The organism is Allobosea sp. OAE752, from assembly GCF_050433265.1.
Lineage (GTDB): Bacteria > Pseudomonadota > Alphaproteobacteria > Rhizobiales > Beijerinckiaceae > Allobosea > Allobosea spartocytisi.
In genome coordinates this window covers 231,052-246,372 of the sequence record NZ_JBNPXO010000006.1, presented here as the reverse complement: position 1 = coordinate 246,372, position 15,321 = coordinate 231,052, and the positions used below count along the sequence as shown (strand labels likewise).

The 15,321-nt window shown below is 66.9% G+C and carries 12 protein-coding genes; 6 read left to right on the top strand and 6 right to left on the bottom strand.

Annotated elements, in window-relative coordinates:
* Positions 1 to 168 precede the first annotated feature (168 nt).
* The 6 genes from GGC47_RS17730 (at position 169) to GGC47_RS17705 (ending at position 6,659) form a co-directional block, all read left to right on the top strand.
* The gene (locus GGC47_RS17730) at positions 169 to 1,191 is read left to right on the top strand and encodes a helix-turn-helix transcriptional regulator (RefSeq protein ID WP_185748045.1); all 1,023 of its coding nucleotides are present in this window, start codon (positions 169 to 171) and stop codon (positions 1,189 to 1,191) included.
* Positions 1,192 to 1,512: 321 nt separating this feature from the next.
* Positions 1,513 to 2,649 (top strand): ABC transporter substrate-binding protein, encoded by a 1,137-nt coding sequence (locus tag GGC47_RS17725; RefSeq protein WP_429068568.1) that lies wholly within the window; start codon positions 1,513 to 1,515, stop codon positions 2,647 to 2,649.
* 14 nt (positions 2,650 to 2,663) lie between these two features.
* Positions 2,664 to 3,725, top strand: coding sequence for a FecCD family ABC transporter permease (locus tag GGC47_RS17720; RefSeq protein ID WP_210323633.1), 1,062 nt, complete (start codon positions 2,664 to 2,666; stop codon positions 3,723 to 3,725).
* A 2-nt stretch (positions 3,726 to 3,727) separates the two neighbouring features.
* Positions 3,728 to 4,513 (top strand): ABC transporter ATP-binding protein, encoded by a 786-nt coding sequence (locus GGC47_RS17715; RefSeq protein WP_429068567.1) that lies wholly within the window; start codon positions 3,728 to 3,730, stop codon positions 4,511 to 4,513.
* 3 nt (positions 4,514 to 4,516) lie between these two features.
* The gene (locus GGC47_RS17710) at positions 4,517 to 5,305 is read left to right on the top strand and encodes a class I SAM-dependent methyltransferase (protein WP_429068566.1); all 789 of its coding nucleotides are present in this window, start codon (positions 4,517 to 4,519) and stop codon (positions 5,303 to 5,305) included.
* Between the two features lie 136 nt (positions 5,306 to 5,441).
* The gene (locus GGC47_RS17705; protein WP_113252033.1) at positions 5,442 to 6,659 is read left to right on the top strand and encodes a GGDEF domain-containing protein; all 1,218 of its coding nucleotides are present in this window, start codon (positions 5,442 to 5,444) and stop codon (positions 6,657 to 6,659) included.
* A gap of 184 nt (positions 6,660 to 6,843) precedes the next feature.
* Here the strand turns inward: GGC47_RS17705 and GGC47_RS17700 are convergent, their stop codons facing one another.
* The 6 genes from GGC47_RS17700 to GGC47_RS17675 form a co-directional block, all read right to left on the bottom strand.
* Positions 6,844 to 7,878, bottom strand: a complete 1,035-nt coding sequence (locus GGC47_RS17700; RefSeq protein WP_429068565.1) for a GSCFA domain-containing protein — start codon at positions 7,876 to 7,878, stop codon at positions 6,844 to 6,846.
* A 98-nt stretch (positions 7,879 to 7,976) separates the two neighbouring features.
* Complete coding sequence (locus tag GGC47_RS17695) at positions 7,977 to 9,437, bottom strand: polysaccharide pyruvyl transferase family protein (protein WP_142023136.1); 1,461 nt, start codon at positions 9,435 to 9,437, stop codon at positions 7,977 to 7,979.
* A complete protein-coding gene (locus tag GGC47_RS17690) occupies positions 9,434 to 10,618 on the bottom strand; it encodes a hypothetical protein (protein WP_142023135.1) in 1,185 nt (394 codons plus the stop codon). The genes GGC47_RS17695 and GGC47_RS17690 overlap by 4 nt, the downstream gene beginning before the upstream one ends.
* Complete coding sequence (locus tag GGC47_RS17685; RefSeq protein ID WP_142023134.1) at positions 10,615 to 11,793, bottom strand: polysaccharide pyruvyl transferase family protein; 1,179 nt, start codon at positions 11,791 to 11,793, stop codon at positions 10,615 to 10,617. The genes GGC47_RS17690 and GGC47_RS17685 overlap by 4 nt, the downstream gene beginning before the upstream one ends.
* A 32-nt stretch (positions 11,794 to 11,825) precedes the next feature.
* On the bottom strand, positions 11,826 to 13,130 hold the full coding sequence (locus GGC47_RS17680) for a glycosyltransferase family 4 protein (RefSeq protein WP_112764330.1): 1,305 nt from the start codon (positions 13,128 to 13,130) through the stop codon (positions 11,826 to 11,828).
* Between the two features lie 2 nt (positions 13,131 to 13,132).
* On the bottom strand, positions 13,133 to 15,319 hold the full coding sequence (locus tag GGC47_RS17675) for a glycosyltransferase family 2 protein (protein WP_142023133.1): 2,187 nt from the start codon (positions 15,317 to 15,319) through the stop codon (positions 13,133 to 13,135).
* Between the last annotated feature and the right edge of the window lie 2 nt (positions 15,320 to 15,321).

Here is a 15,321-nt window from a genome sequence, read left to right as displayed (position 1 = left end):
TGCCGGCTGTTTAGAAATAGAATAAACTGTGAAATTGCACCATTATCACCGTCCATTCCGCGTAAGCGTGCAGCGATTGAGCGAATGCTCTATCTTCCGCTACAGGATTTAATCTTGGACCTGTGCGAACGCCGTATAGGACGGAAGCGAACTGAAGCATCGAAGACGATGGATGTAGTCGCCACGACACAGCCCGAAGCCGCGGATGCCGGCGCCGGCGATGCCTTTTCACCGTTCTGGCTGATGTCGGACAGCATCGCGGAGGCAGAGGCGTGCGCGATCGCGCACAAGATTCTCGGGCGCGTTCTCGGGCGCCGCGATCTCCGCACCGAGCCGGCGCTGCCTTTCGGCGCGCGCTGCGTCCTGACCACCCGGCCGGATATCGGCCTGATGTCCTGTTTCGAGCCGGCGGCCCGCTGGCTTTGGCCCGTCGCAGGCGCTGTCGATCTACCGCGCTATGTGCTGGTCAGGCCGGCCGATGGCCGGGCCGTGATCGAGCAGGGCGAGCGCCGGCTGTCATTGCGTGCCCGCGAAGCGGCCATTCTCGACCTCGCCTGCGAGACGCGCTTCCGCTTGCCGCAGCTCGGGCGGATCGACCTCATCGCGCTCGACGCCGGGCGGTTGCCCGCCCTGGCCTCGGCCGATGCGGCCGCGTTGATGCGACCGATTCCGCGCGGCAATCGCGGCCTGCAGGTCCTCGCGCATTACGGTGCGTTGCTGCTGCGCGGATTGTTCCCGCTGAACTCGGCCGCGCTCCGGGATCTCGCGATCCGGCATGTCCATGACCTGGTCGACGTCATGATGACGGATCGCAGCCCGCCCGGCACGCCCGCCACGGCGGACAAGCGGGCGGGACGGCTGATGGCGATCAAGGCGGATATCGAGGTCAGGCTGGAACGGCGCGACCTGAGCCTCGAGATGATCGCGGGACTTCACGGCGTGACGCCCCGCGCCATCCAGAAGTCCTTCGAAGCCGAAGGCAGGGCCTTCTCGGAATATGTTCTCGAACGCAGGCTGGAGCGCGCCTGGCTCAGGCTGGTCGCGGCGGACGAAGCCCGGCTCTCGATCAGCGGCGTCGCCTTCGAGGTCGGCTTCGGCGACCTGTCCTATTTCAACCGCAGCTTCCGCAAACGCTTCGGCTGCTCGCCATCGCAGGCGAAGGCTGGTGCGGCGCAGAGCGAGGTTCCGTAGCGACGGCGCCAACGAGCGATGGCCCCAGTGGTCATCGCGGGCTTGACCGCGATCCATACCGGAGCGCTGCCGAAACGAGGCGCGGGCACGCCGTTGGGCGGCCTGCGTCTGTCTTGTCTCTCTCACATTTTGAATCCCGAGCGAGTATCGAGCGAACCCGCCTCCTTTCGTCATGAGCAAAATCTGTCGACATCAAGAAACCGTGGAACGAATGCTTCTCATTCGATTGTATTTAGAGCAATTACAAACAAGAGAATTGCTTTGCGGAACTGTGATCGCCTGTGTTAGCGCGGGGCCGTCTTCACTGATGGATCCCCTCCCATGGTCGCTTCCCGCTGGTTCCGCCGCCTGACTTCGGCGCTCACGCTCGGCATGGCGCTCCTCGGTGCTGCCACGGCCTGGGCGGAGACCATCGAGGTCACCGATCTCGCCGGCCGCGTCGTCAAGGTGACGCGCGATCCGCAGAAGATCGTCCTCAGCGAAGGCCGCCAGCTCTACACGTTGGCGATGCTCGACCGCGACGATCCGTTCAAGCGCGTCGTCGGCTGGGGCAACGACCTGATCGCCAACGATCCGGGCGCCTGGGCGAAATATCTGGCCAAGTTCCCCAAGGCCAAGGACGTGGCCGATATGGGCAACCCCTACGCGTCCGATGTCAGCATGGAGAAGATCGCCGCGCTCGGCACCGAGGTCTACATCCTCGACCTCTCCAACTATTTCAAGGCGCAGGAGACTGGCTTGCTGGGCAAGCTCGAGAAGGCCGGCATCGCCACGATCTTCGTCGATTTCCGCCAGGACCCGACCCAGAACGTGCTGCCGAGCGTCCAGTTGCTGGGCCGCGTGCTCGGCCGCGAGAAGGAGGCGAACGCCTTCGCCGACTACTTCCTGCAGCAGACCCGGCGCATCTATGCCCGCGTCGGCGCTGTTCCCGACAAGAAGAAGCCGCTGGTCTTCATCGAGCGCGCCGCCGGCCTGCTGCCCTGCTGCGCCACCTTCGGCGCCCTCAATTTCGGCCGCTTCATCGAGGAGGCCGGCGGGCGCAACTGGGGCAGCCAGTTCTTCACCGGCTTCCAGGGCGATGCGGCGCAGGAGAAGGTCCTTTCGGACAACCCCGACATCTACTTCCTGACCGGCGCCAACTGGTACGGCAGCAATCCGGGCAGCAGCGCCGTCAGCCTCGGCTATGACGCCACGCCCGAGAAGGTCCAGAAGGAGATCTCGGCCCTGATGAACCGGCCGGGCTTCCAGCAGCTCAAGGCCGTGCAGGGCAAGAAGGTGATGGCCTTCTACCACCAGTTCTACGATGCGCCCTATTACTTCGTCGCCGAGCTCGCCATGGCGAAGGAATTCTATCCCGATCTGTTCAAGGACGTCGATCCGGAAGCGGTGTTCAAGGAATTCCACGAGAAATTCCTGCCGATCTCCTATTCCGGCCTGTTCTGGGCGAAGCTGCAGTGAAGAGGTAAGCGGCGATGGCCGCCGTCATGCCCGCCACAGTGCCTGCCGCCGCGGATTATCGCAGGCGCAATGCGCGCCGCCTGCAGCTCGTCCTGTTCGGGTTGCTGGCGCTGACCTTCGCGCTGGCGCTCGACGTCTCGATCGGCCCGGGCAATCTGCCGCTCGCCGACGTGCTGCGGACATTGCTCGACCCGCAATCGGCGACGCCACGCCTCTCCGTCATCGTCTGGGATCTGCGCCTGCCGATCGCGCTGATGGCGCTCGCCGTCGGCGCCATGCTGGGCCTGAGCGGCGCCGGCATGCAGACGATCCTCTCCAACCCGCTGGCCGACCCGTTCACGCTCGGCGTCTCCGCCGCCGCCACCGTCGGCGCCTCCGTCGCGATCGTCTTCGGCTGGAGCGTCGTGCCGGGCGCCGGCCCCTTCATCGTGACGGCGAACGCCTTCGTCTTCGCGCTCGGGGCCTCGCTGATCCTGTTCTTCATGACCAAGCTGCGCGGCGTCAGCGCCGAGACCATGATCCTGGTCGGCATCGCCCTGCTCTTCACCTGCAACGCCATCACCGCCCTGCTGCAATATCGCTCGAACGAGGTGCAGCTCACCCAGATCGTGTTCTGGTCCCTGGGCAGCCTCGCCCGCGCGACCTGGACCAAGGTCGGCGTCGCCGCGCTGCTAATCGCGCTCGCCCTGCCCTTTTTCCTGATGCGCGGCTGGGCGTTGACCGCGCTCCGGCTCGGCGACGAGCGAGCCGAGAGCCTCGGCATCCGCGTCGATCGCTTACGCCTGGAAATCCTGATCGCCACCTCGCTGCTCGCGGCGGTTTCCGTCTCCTTCGTCGGCGGCATCGGCTTCATCGGGCTCGTCGGCCCTCACATCGCCCGGCTCCTGGTCGGCGAGGACCAGCGCTTCTTCCTGCCGGTCGCGACGCTGGCGAGCGCCACCCTGCTTTCGCTCGCATCCAGCCTCTCGAAGGCGATCACGCCCGGCGTCATCTACCCGATCGGCATCATCACGGCGCTGATCGGCGTGCCCTTCTTCTTCAGCCTGGTCATGTCGATCCGCAGCAGGGGAGCCTGAGCATGGCGCTTGCGATCCGCGATCTCTCCTTCCGCTACGGCGCGGTGCCCGTGCTGGAGCGGCTTTCCACCGGCGCATTGCCGCGCGGCGAGCTCACGGCGCTGGTCGGCCCCAACGGCGCCGGCAAGTCGACGCTGTTCCGCTGCGCCGCCGGGCTGCTCAAGCCCCAGCTCGGTTCCGCCACCCTCGACGGCGCCGATCTCGCCCCTCTGACGAGCCGTGAGCGGGCGCGCAAGATCTTCTACCTGTCGCAGGATACGCAGGCGCGCGTCGCACTCTCGGTCTTCGACATCATCCTGCTCGCCCGCAAGAGCCTGCATCGCGGCTTCGCGCTGGCGGCTTCCGCGGACGACATGCGCGCGGTCGAGGCGGTGATCGCCGAGCTGAGCTTGGGCCCCTTCGCCTCGCGCGATATCGGCACGCTCTCCGGCGGCCAGCGCCAGCTCGCCGCCATCGGCCAGGCACTGGTGCGCGAGCCCGACGTGCTGCTGCTCGACGAGCCGACCAGCGCGCTCGACGTGCGCCGCCAGCTCGACGTGATGGCGACGATCCGCGAGGCGACGCGCCGGCGCCATATCGTCACGATCACCGCCATCCACGACCTCTCTCTGGCGGCGCGCTTCGCCGACCGGGTGCTGGTCATGAATGAGGGGCGCATCGCACAGGCCGGCCCCCCGGCCGAGGTGCTTGCCCACTCCGCCGTTTCCGAGACATATGCGGTCGGCGTGCATCTCGAACGCTCGGCACGCGGCACGCTTCTGGTCGAGCCCTATATCCAGGTCGATTGAGCCATGTCAGTCCCCACCCCGCAGGACAATTTCTCCCTCAAGGAAGAGATCCGGGCCTATTGGTCGGCGCGGGCCGAGAGCTTCGACCTCTCCTACGGCCATGCGATCAAGTCAGACCGTGAGCTTGCCGCCTTCCAGCGGCTGATCCGCGATTCCTTCGGACCGGCGCCGCTCGACGTGCTCGACCTCGCCTGCGGCACCGGCGAGATCACGCGCGCCTTACTGTCGCTCGGCCACCGCGTCACGGCGCTCGATTTCTCCGAGGCGATGATCGCCCGCGCCCGCGCCAAGCACGGCAACGCCGCGCGCATCCTGCTCGGCGACGCCGAAAGGCTGCTCGACGACGAGGAGAGTTATGACGCGCTGATCACGCGTCATCTCGTCTGGACGCTGACCGATCCCGAGGCCGCCTTCGCCGAATGGTTCCGCGTGCTGAAGCCCGGCGGCCGGCTCCTGGTCATCGACGGCGACTGGGTCAATCGCACCCGCTGGCAGGCTCTCGTCAACCGCTTCGGCACATGGCTGCGCGAGCGTCGCGGCGCGGCCGTGCACCAGATCGACGCCGACACTCACGCCTCGATCACCAGCCGCTTCTATTTCAGGGACGGACTCGGACGGGAGCGTCTGGAAGCCATGCTGACGGCCGCCGGCTTCACCGGGATCACGCCGGCCGACTACCATCAGGTCGTGCGCGAGCAGCAGCGGGCAGCCCCGCTGCACGACGCGATCCGCCTGGCTTCCTCGACCCGCTTCGCGCTGGTCGCACGCAAGCCCGGCGGCGCGGCGCGGTAACGGCCACCGGTCCGCGCGGCGCATAAACAAGTCGGACCTCGCAACAGGGTGGGGTTTGCTCTATCGGTTTAAATGTTTCGCAATGGCGCCGCCCCCATAAACGGGGCGAATCTCGCTGCCTGATCCAGAGTCGCCCGTGCCGCTGGACTATCATTCGCTGCTGACGGCCTTCACCCTTTCCGGCTGCGGATTGGCGGCCGCGTTCCTCGCAAGCTGGCTCGTCTCGCAAAAGGAACGCTTCCTGATGGCCTGGACCATCGGCGTCTCGCTGATGGCGCTCGGCGTACTGGTCTATGGCGCCTATGGAAAGACGATGTCCCCGGCGCTCGGCGCCACCGGCTATACGATCCTGCTGATCGGCCTTGCCTTCGTCTTCGGCGCCGGCCGCGAGTTCCGCACCGCAATTCTGCCCTGGCGCGGCATGGTCGTGATGGCGGTCTCCTCCTCCGTCGCCATGGCCGTTCCCATGCTCGCCGGCTACAACGGCATCGCGATCCTCATGCTCAATGTCGCGGCGACGATCATCCTGCTCGTCACCGCCTGGGATTACTGGCTCGGCCGCGCGGAAGCCCGGCTGATGATCGCGCTGCTCACCGCCCTCTACGTCCTGACCGGGCTGTCCTTCGTCCCCTGCGCCGTCCTCCTGCTGCAGGACGGCCAATGGGTTCTGCCGCAAATCCCGGCGAACTGGGCCGAAGACCTCAATATCGGTATCTGCCTGACCACGCTTGCCGGCATCGGTGCCCTCTCGCTCGCGCTCAACCAGGCGCGGCTGGCGCGCGGCCACAAGCGCGACGCGGAAACCGACCCCCTTACCGGCCTGCTCAACCGGCGCGCGTTGCTCGCTCGCCTGGCGGGTGAGATCAAGGGACCGGCCGCGCTGGTCGTCCTCGACGTCGACCGTTTCAAGATGATCAACGACGCCCATGGCCACCTCGCCGGTGACGACGTCCTGCGCGCCTTCGGTGAAATCCTGACCCTCTCTGCGCGCCCGCAGGATCTGGCCGCACGGCTCGGCGGCGAGGAATTCGCGCTGCTCATGCCCGGCACCTCGCTCGTCTCCGCCGCCATTCTCGCCGAAGGCATCCGCACGCGCCTCGCCAAGCGCGATTTCACCGGGAGCGCCGGCGCGTTCGACTGCACCGTCAGCGCGGGCGTCGCCCATACCGAAGACAGCGTCATCGATTTCGACGCCTTGCTGCACGACGCCGACAAGGCGCTCTACGCGGCCAAGCGCAATGGCCGCGACCAGGTCGCGATCAGCTCGGACGAAGCGGAGTTCCTGGCCCAGATCCGGCCACTGCCGGACGGCCAGCGCGGCTCTGCCGACATCGTCAAGCTGAGGACGGGCTGAGACGCCGCCGCAGCGACCTTCTCCCCCACCACCCGCGCCGGTCCCACCCGGTACAGGCCGCGTGGTGTCCCGGGTCTGACGCCCGCTAGCGGCGGCAGACACGAAGCCGGGCCTGTCCGCCTCAGCTCAAGCCGAGAGTCGGCGATTTGAGCTGGGCAAGCTCCAGGAACGGTCTGTCCGTTCGTCAGGCGGCCTGGGACTGCTCCTGCGGCGCCAGATAGGCATTCTCGAAGGTCGTCATCACATGCGCGACCATGTCACGGGCAATGTGGAGCTGATCGTCCTGGAAGGCGATCGGCCGCGGCGAGTTGAGCACGATCTCGTAGCTCGGGAAGTAGTAGACGAAATCGTGGCGCCGGAACAGCTCCTCCGCCACCGCCCGCAGCACCGATTTCGAGGCGCTGTTGGCGACGATGACGTCGGCGTCCTTGAAGGTCGCGCCGAACGGCACCGGCGAAACCGTGACGACGAAGCGCATCTCCGGATGGCAATGCTCACGGATCAGCCCGATGATCTCCTCCATATCGGCGAGCGTCGCGTCATAGCCGTAGTCCACGAAGCGGAAGCGCTCCGGCATCCGTTGCAGCCAGCTCGGCCCGGGATGCGCATTCATGACGATGCCGGTCTGCGCATCGAGCCAGGTCTCGGTCAGGCCGAGCGTGAAGAAGCAGACGCGCGCCTGCTTGATCTGGGCGGTCGCCGCGGCGAGGCGCTTGCGGTTGGCAAAGGCGTTCTCGCGATCGAGCAATCGCAACCCGCTGGCTTGCGGATCGAACCATTGCCCGGGCGCGAGCTCGATCAGCCCATCGTCCGGATAGCTTTCCCCGAGCAGGCTGCGCTTGAGCTCGTGTGTCATCGAGCGCACCGAATATTTGTTCAGCGCGCCCCGGCTGAGCTGGCCACGGTCGGCACCGCCGCCACGGCCGCTTTCCTCGTTCCAGCTCTCGAAATGCTCGGCCGGCACCCCGTGACCGTTGAGCAGCAGCTGCAGGCCACGCATCATCAGGATGTTCTCGACCTCGCGCGCAAAGCACGAACCCATGGTGAAGATCGGCCAGGAGGGGTCGATCTTGAATTTCGGCTTGTGCTCGATGGCAAGGTAGGCGCCCGTGGTCAGGCGCTCCTTGGCCATCTTTTCCGGCTTGCCCGAAATCCAGCCGCGCACGGGGTTGCCGCGCATGATCGAAAGCGCCGTGCCTGCATCATATTCGATCTTCATGATCGTCTCCTGACTGGTGAGAACGCGTAGGCTTGCAGTCTTGGGCTCTCCCGGCCTGCGGGCCTGCGAGGCGGGCCCGCCGTGATCCCGCCCGGCCCTCACATCCGGTGGGGAATACCGTTCCGGTCGAGGAAATTGCGCATCCGGTCGTAGGATCCGGCATAGCTCTTCGCCAGACCGTTCAGCGCCGCCTCCTGATAGACCGCGCGCCAGCCGCCCTCGGCCAGGGCCGCCTCCGGCACAACCGGGATCTTCAGCGTCTCGGCCAGCTCCTGGCTGCGCGTGTCATAGGCGACGAGCACGCCGGGCACGCCATGCGCGACGGCCGGCAGCACGCCATGGACGCGGTAGCCGACAGCAAGGTCCTGCGAGCGGGCAAAGGCGTCGTAATGCTCGACATCGAAGAAGGAGAACAGCTGCTTCTCGTAGATCCGGCGCATCGCGGCATCGTCCGGCCCGCTCCACCAGCCGGTCTTGACGAATTCGGCAACCGCCTTCTCCTTGGCCGCGACATCGCGCAGGAAGAACGCCTTCTCCTCCTGCTCGCCATGCGAGGACATCACCATCTCGCTCTGGTCGTCGACCTTGAGCAGGGCGGCCTTCTGGTTGCGCAGATAGGCTTCCGGATCGGCGGTGTAGCTCTTGTCGGATTCGCGGCGCAGGCTGAACGCGACCTTGCGGATATCGCGCTGGTCGGGAACGCGGATCTGGAGCTCGCGGTTGCGGGTGCGGAAAATCGAGGGACAGCCCACCACCTCGACATTGCGGATGCCGTTCTGCCTGAGGGTCTCGGCACTGAAGGCGCCACGGACGCCGATGGCGGCCGAGCGCTCGGCCACGATCGACCAGAAGCGCTTCGAAGCTTCGGGCAATTCGATCCTGCGGTTCTGGCTCGCCTGAGCGCCGACGCCGATGGCGTAGACCGGCAGCTTCACCTTCTCCAGCACCTCGACGGCGCGGAACCATTCCATGCTCTCATGGATGAAGTTCGAGCCGCGCACGAAGATGAAATCGAACTCATTGGCATAGCGCGCGATGTCGGCCTCGGTCGGCGCCATGATCTTCATCGGCTCCAGATGCGCATAGCGCAGGAGCTTCAGCGTCGAATCATAGACGATCATGTCGCCGATGTTGAAATAGTCGCTGAGCAGCTTCTCCATCGGCGCGCGGTACCAACGCACCTTGTCGTGGTCATAGACCTCGCCGGCCGGATAGATCACCAGCGCGCGCAGCTTGGTCTCGGTCGGTATCGGACGCAGATTCGAGCCGGGCGCGAGCGTGCCCGTCGCCGCATCGACAACCGCGATCGAGCGGAGGCGCCCCTCGGGCAGGCGCGGCAGCGGAATCGACAACTCGGCGACGGGCGCGTGGCCGGTCACGATCGCGCCGGGCTGGATCGTCGCGTAATCCTGCCCGTCGAGCATCAGCTTGAGCGCCGGCCAGCTTCCATCCGGCCGGCGGCCGACGGAAACGACGACCTCGCTCGTGGTCGCGCGCAGGATCTTGATGGCGTTCTCCAGCGAAACGGCGGAGACAGGCGAGAGCACGGGCGCGTTCATGGGCCCTCCTTGACGAAACGAAGTTTCAGGCGAACCAAGTCGCGGTCGGGGCCGAGCTTGCAGCCGGTGACGTGCATCCGCGTCATGAACAGATAGGCGGTGTCGCCCGTCGTCTGGAAATTCCGCGAACGCGATTGCGGATCGGCGATGGCGCCATAGCCGTAGCGCAGTCGGTCGCTGCAATCCTTGCTCCACATCGTCGGGTGCACGAGCAGCGTCTGCAGCGGCGACCAGTGGATCAGATCGTCGGACCAGCTATAGGCGACGCGGCCACCCGCAATGTTCTGGCGCGGATCCGGGCCGAGATGGAAGAGAGAGAGCCATGTCCCGCTCGCCTCATGCCGGGTGACGGAACCGACCGTGGTCGGCAGCTCCTTGAGCGGCTGGCACGGCCGCGCCCGGCTCAGATCGTCGCGGTAGGGGTCGACCGCCGGAATCGTGAAGTCCTGCCCGTCAAAGGCCCGCCACATCGTCGGATCCTTGATGTCCGTGGACCGGAACAGGCAGACGCCGCTCTTCTGGCCCTCGCCACCGGTGGTCGCGATCAGCGCATACCAGGCGCCATCCTTCTCGACGATGTTCGAGGGGTTGAAGAACCCGCGATGCCGGCCCTGGTCGACATCCTGCCTGTAGGGCGGCGCCGCCACGAGAGGGCGCGGCTCGTCGGTCTTGAAGCTGCGCCCGCCATCGTTCGACTGGGCCGCGGTGACGACGTTGTACCAGCAGCTCATCGCCTCCTTGAAGCGGCAGGCCCCGGGATGCTTGTCGGCATGGTACTCGGCATGGATCAGCGCCTGGACATGGCGTCCGTCGTCGGTCCAGGTCGCGGCGATCCAGCTCTTGTCGCTGAACTGGCTGGGATCGGCGCTGTTCTTCGCCTCGAAGGAGACGGCGCAGCTCTTGCGGATCGAGGACAGGTCGGCCCCAATCAACGGGCGGCTGCGGTAATGGCTGGCGAAGGCGACGACCTCGCCCTTGTCGTCGCGGAAGGCACGCAGAGGCGCATCCGGCAGATCCCATTCCTCGCAACGCTGGCGCGCCCAGGAGACGACCGTCTCCTCCTTCGCGTCGGGCGCGACCTCGAGCCGATAGGCAGGCGCCTGCGCCTCTGCGGCCAGGGGCGCCACCAGCAGCAGGAAAACCGCCGACAGCGCGAGATGCGCGATGCGGGCGCCCCTCATGCCACCTTCCGCTGCGGCTCGGCCGCACGCGGCACCATCTTGTTGTCGACGCGGTTCTCGACGAGGAAGTCGCGCATCTGCCCGTAGACCTGGGCGTAAGCCGCGTTGAAGCGGTCGAAGCGGGACTGGTCCCAATACTCCTCCAGCCGGAAGTCCTGGCCAGAGAAGACGTCCACGCTCGGGATCTTGAAGGTATCGGCGAACTCGACGGTGCGGCTGTCATAGGTGAAGTAGATCGACGGCGTGCCATTGGCGAGCGCCATCAGATTGCCGTGCAGCCGGTAGCCGAGCACGAGATCGAGCCCGCGCACCAGTCGCTCATAGTCCGCGACCACGTCGGAATAGAACATGCGGCTCCGGTAGAGGCCCTCGACCTGCTCATCGAGATACCAGCTGCTCGCCCAGGCATTGTCCTTGAGCGCCGCCATGGCCGCCGCCTTCTGCTCAGGCGTGCCCAGCGCGAGCTTCTTCTCCTCGGCCTCGCCCTGCGACATCAGCGTGACCTCGAAGCGATCCGCCATCGCCTTCACCAGATCGCGGTGGAAGGTGAGATAGCGCTGGATGTCCTGCGCATAGGTCTTGGAAACCTCGCGCCTGAGCGTGACGCCGGCGGTCTTGACCTGGTCGAGCGGCGGCAGGCGGATCGCGAGACCGGGATTGTTGTTCCGGAACGCGGTCGGGCAGCCGATGATGCGGACATTGCGGATGCCGAGATCGTTCAGAACCTCGGCCGAATAGGTCCCGCGCACGCCGAGCGAAGCGGTCGAATCCGCGATCAGCTTGAGGACCGTCTTGCTATCCTCGCTCAGCTCCAGCTTGCCGCTGACCGGCGCCTGCGCGCCGATGCCGAAGGCGATGACCGGGATCTTCAGCCGGCGCAGCACATCCGGGGCCTGTGCCCAGTCCATCTCCGCATGGACATAGTTCGAGCCACGCAGGAAGACGTAGTCGTATTCGGCGTTGAGCCGGTCGATCATCGCCGGGTCGACATGGTCGATCGGCAAGGTGTCGAGCGTCTCGAAATTGAGCAGCTTCAGCGAGGAATCGAAGACGAAGGCGTCGCCGATATTGTGGTAATGATCGATGTGGCTGGCGAGATTGGCATAATCGTACCAGCGCACATTGTCATGGTCGTAGACCTCCCCGGAGGGGCTGATGACGAGGATGCGGGCCATGGACAGGTCTCCCCTTTTGTCTCGTTATGGTTTCAGGCGATCATCGCCGCGGGGTCTTGCCGCGCCTGCGCGGGGCGGCTGCGTTCGGCGATGAGGCGGCGATAGAGATCGAGATGCGTCTGCGCGCATTCGCGATGGCTCATCGGCCGGGTGATGCCGCCGCGCAGGCGTTCCCAGAGCCCCGGCTCGGTCAAGGCGCGGACCATGCAGTCGACGAGATCCTCGGGGCTGCCAGCGCGGAAATGCAGGCCGTCGACCTCGTCGGTGATCTTCTCGGCCATGCCGCCGAGCGCGCTCGCCAGGATCGGGCGGCCGTGGAAGAACGCCTCCTGGATCACGATCGGCGAGTTCTCCCACCAGACCGAGGGCATCACCACCCAGTCGACCGAGCGCATCAGGTTCGGCATCTCGTGGTTCTGGAAGGCGCCGCAGAAGCGCACGCGCCGGCCGGCGCTCTCGACCAGCTTGGCGAACTTGTCCTGATAGGCCTGCGGCTGGCGCTCCAGATTGCCGCCATAGACCAGCAGCATCGCATCCTCGCCCCAGACGGAATCGGGAATGCGCGTCACCGCGTCGATCAGCACGTCGGCGCCCTTATAGGGCGTGAGCTGGCCGAAATAGGCGAAGCGCGAGCGCCGCTCCTTGCCTTCGGGCAGGGGCCGCGGCGGGGCGGTGCTGGCCACGTCGATGCCGTTCTCGATCACCGAGAAGCGCTCCTCCGCCAGTCCCCAGCCGACATAGCGGTCGACGAGGAAGCGACTCGGCGAGACGAAATGGTCGGCCAGCCCCAGCATGCCCTTGATGAAGGTCTCGCGCGCCAGGAAGCGGGCCGGCGAGATGTCGGGAAAGCAGGCGTTGCAGTCGGTCGGCGAGGCCCGGTAGCAGAGCTTGAAAGCGCCGGTCTTCACCATCTGGCCGTGATGGTGGCAGATCGAGAGATATTCGTGGAAGGTGACCACGATCAGCGCATCGGGCAGCGCGTCGCGCACCGCGAACAGGCATTCGAGCCCGAGCCCGATGAAGTGGTGGAAATGCACCACATCCGGCTTCAGATCGTGCAGCACGCGGACGAAGTCGCGTTCGATCTCCTCCGTGGCGCGGTTGGAGATCAGGAAGTGATCGTAATCCTCGGCGTAGTAGAGCAGCTCCCCGCCGCGTTGGCGCAGGCTCATCAGCGCCGTGCCGGCATGGCGCGGCGTCGGCGCGCCGACACGGGCGAGATAATGGGAATCGATGCCCTCGCCCGCCTGCAGCCCCTTGTGCAGGTTGTAGGACGCCACCTCCGCCCCGCCCAGCGAGAGCGAGGGATGGGCGTGCGATATCACGAGAACCCGCATCCTCAGCCTTTCATGTTGGAAATCGCGAGCGCCCAGCGCCGGTCGAAGCTCGTCCGGTCGGCGAGCCTGGCCAGCGCGCCGGCATGCGGCGCGGCCGTCTCGGTGTCGTCGACCGCGTAGACCTCGACGTCGGGCACCCAGAGCGAGGGCGAGCCCGCCATCCTGAGCTTGAGGCAGAGATCGAGCCCCTTCTCCGCCGTAGTGAAGTAATTGCGCGCGAAACCGCCGACCTCGATGAAAGCGGCGCGCGACAGCACGCAGCATTCGCTCGCCCCGGCCGCGACCTCCATCGGCCCGAGATTGCCGACCGCATCGAGCGGATAGCCGACAAAGCGATTGGCGATGCGCCGGCTCGTGCCTTCTCCTTCCAGCCAGGCGCCGGCCCAGCGGATGGAATCGTCCTCGAACAGCAAGGTCGGGCTGGCGACGCATTGCCCGCCCCGGGCGCGATAGGCCCGTTCGAGCCGTCCGAGCCAGCCCGGCATCCGGATCTGCGCGGCCCCCGAGAGCAGCACGACCGTCTGGAAGCGGCAGGCGCGTACGCCAGCCTCCAGCGCGTCGCAGGCATCCTCGACACCTTCGACCGCGACGAGGCGCACCGACAGCCCGTAGAAGCGTGCGAGCCGCCGCGCTTCCGCGCCGACGCGGTCGAAGCTCTCGGAGGGCGCCGCGATCGCGATCGGCAGCGGCCGGACTTCCGGATCCATCGCCAGCAAGGCGAAGAGCGCCGACAATTCGCGCTGGCGATGGTCCAGGCCGATGACGAGGCCGAGCGGCGCCTCCGCATCGAAGGGGCCGACATCGAGCGTCTCGACGGCGCGCGGCGGCACGATCTCGGCCGCCTGCAGGGCCGGCGCGATCTGGCGCTCGACCACCGCATTCGCCGTCGAGGAGCGCGGATCGAGCAGGCCGAGGACGCGCTCCAGCGCCCGCCGCGCCTGGGCGCGGTTCGGTTCGAGCGGCAGGAAGGCCGGCCCCGTACCCTGAACCTCGAAGGCGAGGTGGAGCGGCTGCCCCGGCTCCGGCAGGAGCTTCGGCGCGAAGACGATGAAGCCGTGGCTGTTGCGCCGCGCCGCCAGCGCCGGGCCGAAGCGCGGATCCTCCATGAAGGCGGCGGTGACGTCCGGGCGCTGCACGCGCGTCCAGAGCCGGTCGACGGCGCAGGACTGGCCGCCGCTGCGCAAGGTGACCGCATCGACCCGGCGCTCCGGATCGAAAAGCCAGCCGATGATCAGCACGCCGGTATCCTCGACGACCGTCACGGAGTCGATGCCGGCACGCACCGGCTCCTCCAGCAGACAGACGGTGTCGCGGCCGTCGAAGCGCTGCGAGGCACGCCTGAGCCTGTCGGTGGTGGTCTGGGGCGCCGCGCCGCGCGCCAGCCCGTCGCGCAGATGGCCGGGAACCGTGATCGGCTCGAGCAGGACGTAGCGCTCATAGACCTCCAGCGCGCGCCAGCCGTCGCTCCCGCGGAAATAGAGCCGCTCGATCTCGCCCGGCTGCTGGACCTGGCAATCCTCGAGCAGGCCGAAGAAGCCACGCGCGCCCTCCCCGAGATCGCCCCGCTCGAAAGTTCCGGCTTCGAGATGGGCCGGAGACAGGCCGCCATGCGCGATCAGGAGCTTGAGCCGCCCGGCTGCGAAATCGGAGGTCCAGCCCTGCAGGAAGATGCCGTCGCCCTCCAGCGCGCCCATCACCTCGACGAAGCCTCCGGGCCGCGCGACGGTCTGCAGCAGCATCGCCACCGCCCTCAGGCGACGCGGATTGGGCGCGCCGGTCAGCAGCACTTCGAGCAGGCCATCGACCACGCTCGGAAAGGCCTGGCCCGCATCCTCGGCGAGTTCGGAGAGGAAGGTCTGCAAGGGCTGCGGCTTCGCCGCCAGGATCAGGCGCAAGGGACGGCCAGGGCGGCCGATCAGCAGGGCGCCGGTGCCGCTATTGTCGACGCTGGGCGCGGGCGCGAGGCAGAGGAAGCCGGTGGCCGCCAAAGGCTCGGCCCCGGGCCGGCGCCAGCTCAGCACCATGGTCTGGGCGCGGTTGCGCGGATTGCCATCGACCGCGACCGGAACCTTGGCCGGAATGGCGTCGCAGGCGCTGCGGACAAGAATGGCGTTCTCGCCGAGCGGCGTCCAGGCGACGATCGGCGCCGGGCTGACGGACGTCCTTTCCGGAACGATGACTTCGCTCATCG

What these genes read in the sequence shown, in the direction of transcription:
- GGC47_RS17695 (WP_142023136.1), bottom strand. Translation starts at nt 9,437, where the DNA reads ATGAACGCGCCCGTGCTCTCGCCTGTCTCCGCCGTTTCGCTGGAGAAC.
- GGC47_RS17680 (WP_112764330.1), bottom strand. Translation starts at nt 13,130, where the DNA reads ATGCGGGTTCTCGTGATATCGCACGCCCATCCCTCGCTCTCGCTGGGC.
- GGC47_RS17685 (WP_142023134.1), bottom strand. Translation starts at nt 11,793, where the DNA reads ATGGCCCGCATCCTCGTCATCAGCCCCTCCGGGGAGGTCTACGACCAT.
- GGC47_RS17700 (WP_429068565.1), bottom strand. Translation starts at nt 7,878, where the DNA reads ATGAAGATCGAATATGATGCAGGCACGGCGCTTTCGATCATGCGCGGC.
- GGC47_RS17715 (WP_429068567.1), top strand. Translation starts at nt 3,728, where the DNA reads ATGGCGCTTGCGATCCGCGATCTCTCCTTCCGCTACGGCGCGGTGCCC.
- GGC47_RS17730 (WP_185748045.1), top strand. Translation starts at nt 169, where the DNA reads ATGGATGTAGTCGCCACGACACAGCCCGAAGCCGCGGATGCCGGCGCC.
- GGC47_RS17725 (WP_429068568.1), top strand. Translation starts at nt 1,513, where the DNA reads ATGGTCGCTTCCCGCTGGTTCCGCCGCCTGACTTCGGCGCTCACGCTC.
- GGC47_RS17710 (WP_429068566.1), top strand. Translation starts at nt 4,517, where the DNA reads ATGTCAGTCCCCACCCCGCAGGACAATTTCTCCCTCAAGGAAGAGATC.
- GGC47_RS17690 (WP_142023135.1), bottom strand. Translation starts at nt 10,618, where the DNA reads ATGAGGGGCGCCCGCATCGCGCATCTCGCGCTGTCGGCGGTTTTCCTG.
- GGC47_RS17720 (WP_210323633.1), top strand. Translation starts at nt 2,664, where the DNA reads ATGGCCGCCGTCATGCCCGCCACAGTGCCTGCCGCCGCGGATTATCGC.
- GGC47_RS17675 (WP_142023133.1), bottom strand. Translation starts at nt 15,319, where the DNA reads ATGAGCGAAGTCATCGTTCCGGAAAGGACGTCCGTCAGCCCGGCGCCG.